Consider the following 247-nt stretch of genomic DNA (forward strand, 5'->3'; position numbering starts at 1 on the left):
TGGGCGCGAACATGGTATTTCCGGGCGAGGCTTTCGACCCGGCGGCGACGCTCGCGGCCGTCACCGAAGAGCAGTGCACGGCTTTGCACGGCGTGCCGACCATGTTCATCGCGGAACTCGATCATCCGGACTTTGCTTCGTATGACCTCTCGCGCCTGCGCACGGGCATCATGGCGGGCTCGCCGTGCCCCATCGAGACGATGAAGAAGGTCGTCTCGAGGATGCATCTGAGCGAGATCACGATCGC

General features: G+C 63.6%; 1 protein-coding gene. It reads left to right on the forward strand.

Annotation, left to right across the window (positions count from 1 at the left end; translation table 11 throughout):
• The coding region (locus SB753_RS40150; RefSeq protein WP_410805563.1) for an AMP-binding protein at positions 1 to 247 on the forward strand (247 nt) is incomplete at both ends.

Origin of the sequence: Paraburkholderia sp. SIMBA_053 (genome assembly GCF_046534895.1) — a bacterium.
Lineage (GTDB): Bacteria > Pseudomonadota > Gammaproteobacteria > Burkholderiales > Burkholderiaceae > Paraburkholderia > Paraburkholderia caledonica.